This window comes from Lentzea sp. HUAS12, assembly GCF_024125735.1.
Classification (GTDB): Bacteria; Actinomycetota; Actinomycetes; order Mycobacteriales; family Pseudonocardiaceae; genus Lentzea; species Lentzea albida.
On record NZ_CP099738.1, the window covers coordinates 9,372,518 to 9,385,291 of the forward strand.

At 71.1% G+C, this 12,774-nt stretch carries 13 protein-coding genes; 4 read left to right on the forward strand and 9 right to left on the reverse strand.

From position 1 onward, the window contains the following. Window positions 1–30: 30 nt before the first annotated feature. Together ND450_RS44185 and ND450_RS44190 are read right to left on the reverse strand one after the other, a co-directional pair. Window positions 31–384: a DUF742 domain-containing protein gene (locus ND450_RS44185; RefSeq protein WP_177229680.1), complete on the reverse strand. Its 354-nt coding sequence runs from the start codon at window positions 382–384 to the stop codon at window positions 31–33. Between the two features lie 216 nt (window positions 385–600). Then, window positions 601–1,524, reverse strand: a complete 924-nt coding sequence (locus tag ND450_RS44190; protein WP_253323884.1) for a sensor histidine kinase — start codon at window positions 1,522–1,524, stop codon at window positions 601–603. A 101-nt stretch (window positions 1,525–1,625) separates the two neighbouring features. On the opposite strand from ND450_RS44190, the gene ND450_RS44195 reads away from it, so the two are divergent. Beyond that, entirely contained in the window at window positions 1,626–2,447 is an 822-nt protein-coding gene (locus tag ND450_RS44195; RefSeq protein WP_253323885.1) for a MerR family transcriptional regulator, read from the forward strand. Here ND450_RS44195 and ND450_RS44200 read toward each other — a convergent pair. The 5 genes from ND450_RS44200 to ND450_RS44220 are packed head-to-tail and all read right to left on the reverse strand — an operon-like array spanning window position 2,434 to window position 6,527. Further along, complete coding sequence (locus tag ND450_RS44200) at window positions 2,434–3,519, reverse strand: MFS transporter (RefSeq protein ID WP_253323886.1); 1,086 nt, start codon at window positions 3,517–3,519, stop codon at window positions 2,434–2,436. The genes ND450_RS44195 and ND450_RS44200 overlap by 14 nt on opposite strands. Further along, on the reverse strand, window positions 3,516–4,148 hold the full coding sequence (locus ND450_RS44205) for a GTP pyrophosphokinase family protein (protein WP_245786023.1): 633 nt from the start codon (window positions 4,146–4,148) through the stop codon (window positions 3,516–3,518). The genes ND450_RS44200 and ND450_RS44205 overlap by 4 nt, the downstream gene beginning before the upstream one ends. Window positions 4,149–4,171: 23 nt before the next feature. After that, window positions 4,172–5,146, reverse strand: a complete 975-nt coding sequence (locus ND450_RS44210; protein ID WP_253323887.1) for a D-cysteine desulfhydrase family protein — start codon at window positions 5,144–5,146, stop codon at window positions 4,172–4,174. Next, window positions 5,137–5,997: an ABC transporter substrate-binding protein gene (locus ND450_RS44215; RefSeq protein ID WP_253323888.1), complete on the reverse strand. Its 861-nt coding sequence runs from the start codon at window positions 5,995–5,997 to the stop codon at window positions 5,137–5,139. The genes ND450_RS44210 and ND450_RS44215 overlap by 10 nt, the downstream gene beginning before the upstream one ends. Then, a complete protein-coding gene (locus ND450_RS44220) occupies window positions 5,997–6,527 on the reverse strand; it encodes an NUDIX hydrolase (RefSeq protein ID WP_253323889.1) in 531 nt (176 codons plus the stop codon). Before ND450_RS44220 ends, ND450_RS44215 begins: the two co-directional genes overlap by 1 nt. Window positions 6,528–6,705: 178 nt before the next feature. On the opposite strand from ND450_RS44220, the gene ND450_RS44225 reads away from it, so the two are divergent. After that, window positions 6,706–7,053, forward strand: a complete 348-nt coding sequence (locus tag ND450_RS44225) for a hypothetical protein (protein ID WP_253323890.1) — start codon at window positions 6,706–6,708, stop codon at window positions 7,051–7,053. A gap of 76 nt (window positions 7,054–7,129) precedes the next feature. Here ND450_RS44225 and ND450_RS44230 read toward each other — a convergent pair whose 3' ends face one another. After that, window positions 7,130–8,344 (reverse strand): IucA/IucC family protein, encoded by a 1,215-nt coding sequence (locus ND450_RS44230; RefSeq protein ID WP_253323891.1) that lies wholly within the window; start codon window positions 8,342–8,344, stop codon window positions 7,130–7,132. Between the two features lie 151 nt (window positions 8,345–8,495). Here ND450_RS44230 and ND450_RS44235 point away from each other — a divergent pair, with 151 nt between their 5' ends. Then, window positions 8,496–9,935 (forward strand): IucA/IucC family siderophore biosynthesis protein, encoded by a 1,440-nt coding sequence (locus ND450_RS44235; protein WP_253323892.1) that lies wholly within the window; start codon window positions 8,496–8,498, stop codon window positions 9,933–9,935. Between the two features lie 11 nt (window positions 9,936–9,946). On the opposite strand, the gene ND450_RS44240 is transcribed toward ND450_RS44235, so the two are convergent. Next, window positions 9,947–11,380 carry a WGR domain-containing protein gene (locus ND450_RS44240; protein ID WP_253323893.1) on the reverse strand — a complete coding sequence of 478 codons (1,434 nt, stop codon included), beginning with the start codon at window positions 11,378–11,380 and terminating at the stop codon, window positions 9,947–9,949. 138 nt (window positions 11,381–11,518) lie between these two features. On the opposite strand from ND450_RS44240, the gene ND450_RS44245 reads away from it, so the two are divergent. Beyond that, window positions 11,519–12,727, forward strand: a complete 1,209-nt coding sequence (locus ND450_RS44245) for a PP2C family protein-serine/threonine phosphatase (protein ID WP_253323894.1) — start codon at window positions 11,519–11,521, stop codon at window positions 12,725–12,727. The last annotated feature ends 47 nt before the right edge of the window (window positions 12,728–12,774 follow it).

The window sequence follows — 12,774 nt, forward strand, 5'->3', positions numbered from 1 at the left end:
CAGGCGTGATCCCGCGCGCTGGCGAACGGGCTACAACCGGCGCAACCCCGACAGCACGCGCTCGAGCAGAGCCATGTTCGGCTTGTCGCCCGGCTCGTGCACGGCGACCAGGTTCAGCGTGATCAGGTCGCTCAGCAGCACCCGCGTGACGCCGAGCGGGATCTTCATGAGCGCGGAGATCTCGGCGACCGACCGCGGCTGCAGGCACAGCCGCATCATCGCCGCCTGGTCGTTGTTCGCGCGGTGGAGGCGCTCCTCGTCGGTGGAGAGCAGCGTCTCCAGCCGGAGGTCGTGGCGGGCCGTCGTGCGGCCGCCGGTGCGGGCGTAGGGACGGATCAGCGAACTGTCCCTGGCGGGGGTCTGGGGCCGTTCTTCTTCTTGCACAGGCCACTCCGGTGGCGGTTCCGGTGGGCGTTGGCGCAACGGTTGCTGACGGGGCAGTTGTTGCGTCTCCGCGCCGTTGAAGTCTCCACTTCCGTCGGCGTGCAGCCGTCTGCGGGTCGCCGGAGACCCGAATCGAGCCCCCGTGTAACCGATTTCCGTCGCTTCCTCGTCGTGCACGTGCTCAAGCTATAACGAAAGCGACCGAATGTGAGTGGATCACGTTGTCTTTTTGTCAGTCAGGTCGAATCTGACTTGGATTGCGGTGCCCTTTGACGTCGTTTGGGTGCGCACGAGGTCCGCCAAACGGTTGACAAGCAACAGACCGCGACCGCCTGGTTCGTTTGCGTGAACAGGGGTGCGTCCGGCCAGAACATCGGTGATGTGCCCGTTGTCGTTGACTTGGCAAACAATACTTCGGCTTTCGGCCCAGACGCGGACCGTGCTCTCGCCCCCGCCGTGCCGCACGCTGTTCGTCGCGAGCTCGGTGACCGCGAGCGCGAAGTCGTCGACCCGGTCCTGCGCGAGCCCGTGCTGCAGGGCCTGCTCGCGCGCGAACGCCCGCACCGCCGCCATCGCGCCCGCGCCGACGGACGTGCTCGCCGCGTCGGACGGGATGGTCAGCGGCAGCGAGTGGGCGGCGACGACCACCCGTGCCGGGTGGAAGTGGTCACTGGGGCGGTGGCCGCCCGCGTCGATCACGACCGGGTGGGTCTTCTCGGCGTCGGCCAGGATGTCGTGGGTGAGGGTGGTGGTGCTGTAGGGGCAAAGGATGCTCAGGTCGCGGCCGCTGAACGCGTAGTTGACCAACGCCTCGTGCAGCGTGCACGCCGGGTACTCGACGTCGGTGCGCAGGTCCCACACCGGTTCGCTGACGATGCGGACGGCCCCGCGGTGCCGGTCGGCGAACGCGCGGAGCTCCGGGATGATCCGGCCGGGGTTGCGGCCGGTGTCCTCCATGTCGATGAAGGTGACGAGGTGGGCGAACCCGCTGAGCGCCTCCCTGAGCAGCTCGAGGTTCCTGCTCGGCACCGCCACGGCGACCGGCTCGGCGCTCACGAGACCTTCCACGACGAACGGGACCGTCCCGTCGATGTAGGACTCCTCGTCGGAGTAGAACAGCGCCGGATGTGCGAACGTCATGTGCCACCTCTCGTCAACGTCCCAGGATCCCCACCCGGAGCGTCGCTCAAACCATCATTTCTTGACCCTGACACCGTGTCAGCCCCTACACAGGAGCAGTCATGTTCACCATCGGAGACTTCGCCCATCTGGGGCGCGTGTCGGTGCGGATGCTGCGCCATTACGACGCGGTCGGGTTGCTCCCGCCGGCACACGTCGACCCGTCCAGCGGCTACCGCTTCTACACCGCCTCCCAGCTGCAACGCCTCAACCGCCTCGTCGCGCTGAAGGACCTCGGCCTGACGCTAGACCAGGTGCGCGTGGTGCTCGACGAAAAGCTTTCCGTCGAACAGCTGCACGGCATGTTGTCGTTGCGGCGGGCCGAGCTGCGGCAGCAGATCCTCGCGGACGAGTCGCGGTTGCGGCGGGTCGAGGCACGTCTCCGGGTCATAGAGAGGGAGGGCGCCATGCCCACCGACGAGATCGTCGTGAAGTCCGTTCCCGCCGTCCGCGTCGCCCGGCTCACCGCCACCGCGCCGTCGTACGGGCCCGAGGACATCGGTCCGGTCATCCAGCCGATGTACCCGGAGCTCTTCGCACGGCTGGGCCGCGCGGGCGTCGCGCCCGCCGGTCACGGCATCGCGACCTACGAGCCCGCCGAGGGCGAGGCGGTGGTCGTGCACGCGGGTGTGACCGTGGCCGTCGACCCGTCCCCCGCCTACGACTTCGAGGTCGTGGATCTGCCGGCGCTGGCGGAGGCCGCGACGATCGTGCACCGCGGCACGATGGACGACGTCGACACGTCGTACCAGGCCGTGGCGGCGTGGATCGAGGCCCACGGGTACCAGCAGAACGGGTTCGCCCGCGAGGTGTACGTCCGCTACGGCGAGGGCGACCCGGCCGACTGGGAGACCGAGCTGCAGCTCGAGATCACCAAGCCGTAAGGGCGATCACGGCGGCCAGCCCGAGCAGGCCGACCGGCAGCGAGGCGACCGAGGCGAGCCCGCCCACCAGGAGCGGGCCGCCCGCGTCGCCGAGCTCGCGGCCCACCTCGGCGCTGCCCATCGTCTGACCGAGGCGTTCCTCCGAAGTGGACTTGGCGAGCGCCGCGAACGCCAGTGGCGTCACGGCTCCCGAGCCCGCTCCGATGAGGGCGGCCGCGACGAGCGTGCCGGTGAGCCCGGGAACCACCGCCGCGGCCAGGAAACCCGCCGCCGCCAGGAGCAGGCCGGCCCGGACGCCCGTGCGCGTGCTGACCTGCCGGGAGTCCAAGGCCTTGCCCACGCGCGGCTGCACCAGGGCGGCGGTGACCGCGAGGAGGCTCACCGCCGCGCCGGTGACGACCGGGCCGTGCGCGGCGGCCTTCACCGGCAGGAACCCGATCGCGGTCGCCAGTGCGGCGGTGGACGCGGCGAGTGCGGCCGTCGGCCTGAGGAAGTCGTTGTGGGACAGGCGCTTCACGAGGTCGCGGACGGTCTGCCGCCGGCGCGGCAGGGGTTCGAGGTGCGGCACGGTCAGGCACCACAGCGCGACGACCACCGCCAGCGCGGCCATCGTGAGGAACAACAGCTCGAAGTCGCCGAAGTGGATCAGCACCCCGCCGAGCAGCGGCCCGGCCGTGTACCCGATGCCCTTCCACGCGCCGTAACGCCCGAACGCCTTGCCGCGCGCCGACTCCGGGGTCAGCCGCGCCACCATCGCGCTCGCCGCCGGGGAGAAAGCCGCCGCGGCCACCCCCTGCCCGAACCGGGCGACGGCGACGTTGTCGACCAGCACGAACGCACTGGAGGCGAGGGCGAACGCGGCGAGCCCGCCGAGCAGCACGGGACGGGGGCCGATGCGGTCGGCGAGCGTGCCGAACACCGGTTTGAGCAGCACCTCGGCGCCGTCGTAGATCGCGAGCAGGAGGCCGAGGGCCAGCAGGTCCGACTGCAGGAACCCCAGGCCGGAGGCGACGCCGTGGGCGCCGAACGCCGTGACGAACCCCGCCGCGCACAGCGGCAGGACGGGTCTCACACGTCGTCCCGGTGGATGCGCCGGTGCAGCGACTCCATCCGGTCGTCGAGCTGGGCCGCGATCATCGCCGTCGACATCAGTTCGCCCACGAAGTCGGCCGGCGGGTGGTCGTCGTACTTGTAGAAGAGCTTGTGCTCGAGCGTCGCCCAGAAGTCCATCGCGATGGTGCGCAGCTGCACCTCGACCTTCACGTGCTCGACCCGGTCGGACAGGAACACCGGGATCCGCACGATCAGGTGCAGGCTGCGGTAGCCGTTCGGCTTCGGCTGCGCGATGTAGTCCTTGGTGCGCAGGATCTCGACGTCGTGCTGGCGTGCCAGCATCTCCTTCACGCGGTAGACGTCCGAGACGAACGGGCAGACCACGCGCACACCGGCGACGTCGTCGAGCCAGTCGCCGAACGAGTCGAGGTCGAGCGGGAAGCCCTTGCGGCGCAGCTTCTCCAGGATGCCTTCCGGCTTCTTCACCCGGTTGGAGATGTGCTCGATCGGGTCGTGCTGGTGGACCGAGTCGAACTCCTCGCTCAGGATCCGGAGCTTCGTCATCAGCTCCTCGATCGCGAACTTGTAGACGAGCAGCCGCCGTTCGAGATCGCGGAGCACACCCAGGTCGTCGGCCAGATCGGTCACGCCGTCCAGGGTACTGATCACGCTCACCGGAACCGCGCGACCGCCTCGGGCGCGTAGCCGTAGAAGCCCGGAAGACCACCTGTGTGGAGGAACACGACCGGTACGTCGCTTCGCGGGGCGATCTCGCGGAACTTCACCGCGGCCTTGCCCGTGTAGACCGGGTCGAGGACGACGCCCTCGGTCTCGGCGAACAGCTTCAGCACGTCCCACATCTGCGGCGTCGGCACGCCGTAACCCGGCCCGATCGTGTCGTCGGTGACGGTGACGTGCGCGAGCTTCGGAGCGGGCTCCCCGAGCAGGGCGGCGGCCTCGGTGGCGAGGGCGTGCAGCTCCTGCTCGGCGTCCTGCGCGGTGTGCGACACGCTCGCGGCGTGCACCTTCCCGGGCCAGCCGAGCAGCTCGGTGCCGAGCGCGACGCCCGCCGCCGTGGCGCCGCTGCCGTCCGGCACGACGATGGTGGCGTCGTCGATGCCGCGCTCGTTCAGCTGCCCGACCAGTTCGACGGCCGCGGCGACGTAACCGAGCGCGCCCAGGCCGTTCGAGCCGCCGACGGGCAGGGTGACGGCCTTGTCGTGGTTGATCCGCTCGTAGGCGGCGGCGGTCTCGTCGGCATCGGCGCAGACGTGCACGTTCGCACCGAACATGTGGTCCAGGACGACGTTGCCGGACCTCTCGTACGCGTCGCCCGCCATCGGCACCTTGGCCGTGAGGACGAGTTCACACTTCAGGCCGAGCTTCGCGCAGGCCGCCGCCGTCTGGCGCCCGTGGTTGGTCTGCAGCGCGCCGAACGTGATGATCGTGTCGGCGCCGTCCTCGATCGCCCGGCCGAGCAGGAACTCGAGCTTGCGCAGCTTGTTGCCGCCCGCGCCGAGGCCGTTGACGTCGTCGCGCTTGATCAGGACCGGAGGGCTGCCGAGCGCCGCCGCGAGCCTCGGGGCGTCCTCCAGAGGGGTCGGCCAGCTGCCCAGTGCGACTCGGGGGAACGCGCTCAGGTCCATGGCGCGAGCTTAGTTGCCTCCGTGTCGGTCGGAGGCTCTCCGACGCCGTGCAGGACGTGGGCGAGGACCTCGATGCCGCGCACGACCCGCGGGCCGGGGCGGTTGAAGTACGACGGTCCGTCGAGGACCCACGTCTCGGGGAGCTTTTCGTCCGGGAGTTCCCGCAAGGTGCGTTCGGGCGGAAAGCCGCACGGCATGAGCAGCACCACGTCCGGCTTCGCGTCGTGGACGGCCTGCCAGGTGATCGGCCTCGTGTGCTCGCCCTTCTCCGCGAGCAGCGGGACGCCGCCGGCCTTCGCGATCTGCTCCGGGACCCAGTGCCCGGCCGGCCAGACCGGGTCGAGCCACTCGATCGGGGCGACCCGCGGGCGGGGGAGGTGCCTCGTCCGCCGTTCGACCTCGTCGATCCGGTGCCTGAGGGCGGCGATCTTGTCCGCGCTGTCGACGCCCAAGACGTCGCCGACGGTCTTCAGACAGTCGAGCACCTCGTCCAAAGTGGAGGGTTCGAGGCTCAGGACCGCGGGGCCGACGTCCATCATCCGGACCGTGTCGGTGACCTTGCGGTAGGAGATCGCGCAGACGTCGCAGAGGTCCTGGGTGAGGACGACGTCCGGCTTCAGGTCGTCGAGCAGGTCCGCGTCGAGCCCGTAGAGCGACGAGCCGCGGTGCACGGTCGTGTTGATCTCCCTGCTGCTGAGGGTGAACTGGTCGACGCCGGTGCTCGTGACGACGGGGACGCTCTCGATCCCCGCGGGCCAGTCGCACTCGTGGGTGCGTCCGACCAGGTGCTCCACGAGGCCGAGCTCGGCCACGACGTCGGTGGCCGCGGGCAGCAGCGAGACGATCCGCATCAGACCTCCCGGCCGAACTCGGCGTACCTCGTGGAACCGCTCTCCAGGGCGGCGACGGCGAGGATGAGCCTGCGGTGCAGCGACGGGTAGATCCTCGGCGCGGCCTCGTCGAGCGCCAGGTAGGTCACGCCCTCCAGTTCGGGGTCGCACGCCACGGCGCCGTCCACCACGCCACCGTCGAACACGAACTGGTGGCAGTCGCGCCAGACCCCGTTGCGCGGCGTCCAGTCCACCACGAGCAGACGTCCCAGCGGCACGGTGAGGCCGAGCTCCTCGCGGACCTCGCGCAGCGCCGCGGCCCTCGGCGACTCGTCGTCCTCGGTCATGCCGCCGGGGATGTCCAGCACCGCCTTGTAGGTGGGCACGACGAAGAGGACACGTCCGGCCGAGTCGCGGATCAGCGCACCGCCCGCGCTCGTCTTGGTGGGACGCCGGGACGCCACCCCGGGGACGTGCTCGAGCTCCGGCGGGCCTTCGGCGAGGACGTCGGCGGCGAACGTGGCGGGGTCACCCGAGTGCAGTGCGGACACGGGGTTGATCATCACACCGGCGGGTGAATCGCGCACGCGCCGTGCACCGGCTTTGCGCTGGTGGTGATTCGGGCGCAGGTGACGGTCTGCGACCAAACGATCCAGGAGTACGCTGGGCGCTGTAACTCCGTGCGATCAATCGCCGATGTCCACGGCAACATCGGTGGAGGTGACGCCAATGGGGGCAAGTGCCGCCCAGCGAAGACACGACGGCAGATCGGCCCCGTGGTCGGTGGTCGGACTGACTGTCGTGTTCGTCGTGGTGGCCCAGGTCCAGTTCGCCATCGCGGTCGCGGAATCGGTCTGGTGGCCGGCCGTGGTCGGGGTGCTGCTGCTGGGCGCGGCGGTCGTGTTCGTGAAGACGGCGCGCAAGCTGCGTTGGGAAGACAGCGACTCGTACACCGCACCGCCCGAGGTGGCCCAGCCGCTTCCGGCAGAGCACTACGAGAGCCACGTCGACGCCGACGGGAGCCTGGCACGCGCGGTCGGCGAAGTCGTCCACGCGTCACGGCGCTGGCGGGCCTGACCGCCTCGTACCGCGGAGACCGGGTCAGGCGGTGACCCGGTCATGTCGGCGTGTTCGCCGACGATGACGCCGGTGCTCAGCTCCGGAACGGGTTGGGCAGGTAGGCCCAGGCCTTCGTGCCCTGGTCCAGCCGCATCAGCGTGAGCGGCTTGGCGGGCAGCGGGTCGTGCAGCAGCGCGTGCCGGTCCGGGGTGTCCGGGACGGTCTTCGCGACGACGTCCCACAGTTCGGCGTCCGGGGCGTCGAGCGTGCCCACCAGACCGGTCAGCGCGGTGGCGAAGAACGTCGCGAACGTCTTGGCGCGCAACGCCTCCGGGCTCGCGTGCAGGCGGGTGGGCAGGCCCGCGCGCGGGCTGACGCGGATGTCGGCCAGGTCGCGGTAGATCACCCGGCTCGGCCGTCCGTCCACCAGGCCCACCACCAGGTTCTGTTCGTGGGCCTCCAGCGCCACCCCGCGCGCGAGCAGCGTCATCAGCGGTGGCACGGTCAGTTCGGCGAACTCCCGCAGCCAGGTGACCGGGTCGGGGACGTGGTGGGCTCTCAGCGTGGCCAGGGGCAGCAGGGTCTCGCCCTCGCGCGGCACGGGCTTGTCGCGCAGGATCACGCCGAGCCTGCGGTCCGGTTCGCCGTCGGTCAGCACGGCGGCCGAGGCCCGGTTGGCCTGCAGCTCGATGCCTTCGACCGCGGCGCTCAGGAAGTCCGAGACCGTCGTCGCCGTCGCGATCGAGTCGCCGGAGATGTCCCGCACGGCCGAGGTGATCTGGGCGCTCAGCGTCGTCTTGACGTGCCAGTCGCCCGCCGAGAGGGTCCGCAACGCCATCAGCGGGTATGCGGTGAGGGTGCCCGTCGTGGGCACGCCCAGCCGGGTCGCCTGCCACGGGTGGACGGGGAGGAGGATCCGGTCGCCGTCGCGGAGTTCGCCGGGCCAGTCGCCGAACACCACGTGGTCCTTCGCGGGGTGCAGTCCCAGTGCGACGACCGGACGGTGTTCGGGGCCGTACGCGAGGTGGTCGAGTGCGGTGAAACCGGTGCGGTTGCGGCAGCACGGGTGCAGCGGGTGGCCGTCGACGACGCTCTGCTCGTGCTCCTCCAGCGAGCGGTCGGCGAACGGGGTCGTGAGCGGGCTCGTCGTGCGGGACAGGGCCAGTCCGGCGACGCTGTGGGCGACCTCCGTGACGAGGCTCTCAGAGCGCGGCCAGCGCAGTGCGGTGAGGAGGTCGACCGGGTGGCTGAAGGCTCTCGGATCTACGCTGACCTGCGGCAACGGCTCGATGGCGAAAGCCCGGAGCAAGCGTGCGAGGATCGCCGCACGGGCTCCCGGCAAAGCCGCGGTGAACCTTTCGGCGCGATCTTCGTCCAGGGCCGCGGCGAAGGCGGACTCGACCGGTGTCTGCGTCAGAATGATCTGATCCTGGCACATCGCGTGAGGGAAGCGGACACCGGTGGAAGCGATCACTGATCCCGACGGCACCACCTCCACGGCGCTGCTGAACTGCCTGCGCCGCGAGGTGGGGGAGTGGCGGGGCGGCGTGCTGCGCCTGCCCCGCACGGGCACGCTGCTGCGCGCGCGGGAGGGCCGCTGGCTGTCGGACCCGGAGGTGTTCACCGGATCGTGGCAACCGTTGTCCTGGCACGAACTCGCTGTGCTCGTCACGAAGGAGCTGGGCGACCCGCCGATCGGGTTCCTGGACGAGATCGCGGGCTCCCGGTCGGCCATCGCCGCCGTGCTCGACGCCCGTGCCACCCCGCCCGCCGACCTCTACCAGCGCTCCGAGCAGGCGCTGGTCGCCGGCCACCGCTACCACCCCGCGCCGAAGGGCCGGGGAGGCGTTCCCGCGTCGGAATGGCTGCCGTACGCACCCGAGGTGCACGCGAGCTTCTCGTTGGCACAGCTGGAAGGCGACTTCGTCGACGACGGCGAGGTGCCGTTGCCTCCCGGGGTGCTGCCCGCCCACCCGTGGCAGCTGTCGTTGCTGGGCCTGCGCGGGGAGGCGACCGGCCGCGAGGTGTGGCCGACGTCCTCGGTGCGCACGGTCTACGACCCGGCCGCGGACCTGTTCTACAAGTTCAGCCTCGACGTGCAGATCACCAACGACGTGCGCCGCCTGTGGGCGCACGACCTGCGCTGGATCCCGCCGCTCGCGCGCCTGCTGAGACCGGTGTTCGCCGACATCGCCTCGGTCTTCCCCGGCGCGACGTTCCTGATCGACCGCGGCTACCGGACGTCCCCCGACGCCTTCGAGGGCCTCGCCGTCGTGGTGCGGGACGGCATCCGGCGGCACACCCTGCCCGGCGCGACCCCGTTGCTGGCGGCGGGGATCAGTGAGGGGTTCGACGGAAACCCGTTGGACGGCCTGGGTTCCGCCGACGCCCTGCGGTGGTTCCGGCGGTACGTCTCGGTCGTCGTTCCCCCGGTGTTGCACGCGTTCTTCGCCCACGGCGTCGTGATGGAGTGCCACCTGCAGAACGTCGTCGTCGGCGTGGACGCCGCGGGCATGCCGGTGCAGGCGATCTACCGCGACCCCGAGGGCATGCGCCTGCTGCCCCGGCACGCCGACCTCCTGTCCTCAGTGGACGGAGAGGGCGGGGCGCGCGGTGTGTCCGAGGCCAAGGGCTGGGAGCGCCTGCGGTACTGCCTCGTCGTCAACAACCTGATCGAGATCGCCGGCGCGGTGCGGGAGCGGCACCCCGGCCTGGACGTGTGGGCCGAGGCGCGCGCTGTCTTCGTGGCGTACGCGGAAGAACACGGCTGCGAGCAGGTCATGTCGTTGCTGGAGGACCCGTTCGTGCCCGCGAAGGCGAACCTGCTGCTGCGGTGGACGCGCGCGGAGGGTGCCGCCGGCCGGTACGTGGACGTCCCGAACCCGTTGTACCGCGGCTGAAGCACCCCCCGTCAGAGCAGGCGCTTGATCTCTCCCCTCGCGCGGTAGAAGCCGCCGCTCGCCGACGTGTGGATCTCCGTCACCAGGTAGCGGGCGCCGGGGACGCGGATGTCCTTGGGGAACTGGACGGCACGCGTGTGGTCGTAGCCGTCGGAGATGACGTGCACGCGCAGGCGGCCCGCCTCCTGCACGCACTCCACCACGACGCCGCCGGCCGGGACCGCGCTCGCCACCACGGTCTCCACCTCGGTGGTCGCCTCGACGCGCTGCCAGTGGTCGGCCTTGATGTCGCTGCGCTGCGGCAGGTCGCCCTGCTCGGCCGCGTGGATGGCGGCCGGGCTCGCGTCGATGCACGCCAGCGAGCCGTCCGTGGTGACGATGTAGAGGCGTTCGTCGCGGTACTGCATGGAGAACGCGGAACCGCAGCCGGTGCCGAGCTTCCACAGGCGGGTGCCGTCGGCGGCGAAGCAGTAGACCGACGAGTGGTTGTCGCCCGCGAAGACGTAGTCGCCGCCCGGTGAGGTGGCGCACGAGAACACCGCCGCGTCGCAGCGGTAGCGGCCCGTCTCCGCGCCGGTCGCGCGCGCCAGCCGGTGCACGTACCCGCGGCTCGTGCCCGCGAACACCTCGGCCGGCTCCTGCCAGCCGAACAGCACCGCGCCGACGGTCTCGGCGTGCCACACGGGATCGCCGCTGCGCGCCGCGTAGTGCGTGACGCCGTCGGAGTGGCCGTGGAACACGCCCTCCGGCGCGCACCGCACCATCCACGCGCTGTCGCCCCTGCTGCGGCGCGACCACTGGAACTCGTCCTCGTGGTCGACGATCGTGATGCCGCCCTGCCGGTCGGACACGCCGAGCACGCCGTCGTCGATGTCGAGCCAGTAGATGTCGACGTCGGTGGCGATCTCGTACGCGACGCGCGGGACCTTGCCGCCCAGGTCGTACACGCGGCCGTCGTCACAGCCCGCGTAGATCCAGAAGTCGTCGGCCACGATGCACTTCACGCCGTCCGGCAGGCCGTAGCGGCCCGTGACCCGGCCGTCGTGGGTGAGCGTGAAGACGTCGCCGTTCTCGTTGCCGACCCACGCCTCGTCCTCACCGATGAAGATGCCGAACGCGGGCGCGCCCGAGGCGAACCGCCACAGCACGGGAGCCTGCCGGGCGCTCGACCGCACGCTCGTGATCTCGCGCCGCGTGATCGCCCGCCGCTGCCGCTGCCCCTTGACCGCCGGCGCGTAGCCCTTGCGCACCTTCTCGCCGATCTTCTTCTCGGCGGCGCTCACGGCCTTGGCCTCGTCGGCGAACGTCGACGTGCGCGTGGAGCCCCGCTCACCGATGCGGCCGAACGTGATGCTCACCGACGTGCCGTCGACGACCACCTCGTAGAACTTGTGGGCACTCCCGGCGGATTCGGACAGCTCCAGGTACGTGGTGGCAGCGGCCACGGTCTTCCCCCTCGTGTTGATCAGCTGGATCGGACCGTAGCAAGCGGGTCCGACAATTCCCGTCGCGTGTGGTCAGGGGCCCGGCGGCCGCGCCGCGCGCCCGCTCGTGGAAAGCTGGGCCGGCGGGACGGAGGTGTGATGACCGAGGCGGAGAGGCCGTCGATCCGCATGCGCGTGCTCGACGCCATCACGGACCCGGCGCTCAAGGAGCTCGACCTCGACAAGGTGCTCGAGGTCCTGCTGGAGCGCTCCCGCGCCCTGTTCGAGGTCGACACCGTCACCGTCCTGCTGGTCGACCGCAGCGGCGAGAGGCTCGTGGCGCGCGCGAGCTCCGGGCTCGACGAGGAGGTCTTCCAGGGCGTGCGGGTGCCCGTCGGCAAGGGCTTCGCGGGCAGCGTCGCCCAGCGCAGGCAGGCCGTGCAGATCGAGCAGGTCGACGAGTCCACTGTGGTCAACCCGCTGTTGTGGGAGCACGGGCTGCGCGTGCTGCTGGGCGTGCCGGTGATCGCCGAGGGTGAGCTCATCGGTGTCCTGCACGTCGGCAGCACCACGGCCCGCCGCTTCACCGACGAGGAGGTCGAGGCGCTGCAGATCGTCGCCGACCGCCTGGCCTTCGCGGTCTACGTGGACAGGACGCGGTCCGAGCGCGCCGCCGCCGCGATGCTGCAGGAGAGCCTGCTGCCGTCGAGCCTGCCGAGCGCCGACGGCTGGGAGCTTGCGGCCCGGTACGTCCCCGGCGCGGAGAGCGGCGTCGGCGGCGACTGGTACGACGTGTTCGCGCTGCCCGGCGACCGCATCGGCGTGGTGATCGGCGACGTCGTGGGCAGCGGCCTGCGCGCCGCCGTCGTGATGGGACGGTTGAGGAGCGCGTTGCGCGCCTACGCCCTGGAGTACCTCGACCCCGCGCAGGTGCTGGGCAAGCTCGACCGCAAGGCCAGCTACTTCGAGCACAACACCATGGCCACCGTGGCCTACGCGATCATCGACACCGCTACCCACCGCATGAGCCTCTCCGTGGCGGGGCATCTGCAGCCGGTCGTCGCCGTGCCGGGGGAGCCGGCCCGGTTCGCGGGTGCCCCCGTCGGGCCGCCCGTCGGGTTCGACCTCGGCACCACCGGACGCCGCAGCGTCAGCGTCGACGTGCCGCCGGGCAGCCTCGTCGTGCTGTACACCGACGGCCTGGTCGAGCGCCGCGGGCAGGACCTGGACGCCGGGCTGGAACGGCTGCGCGACGCCGTCGGTCCGATGGAGGCGGAGGCGGCCTGCAGCCGCATCATGGCCACGTTGGTCGGCGACCAGCAGGCGACCGACGACATCGCGCTGGTCGCCATCCGCCACAGCGGCTGAACGTCCTGATCACAAGCCCGTCGGAATTGTCGGTCTCGCGACGTAAG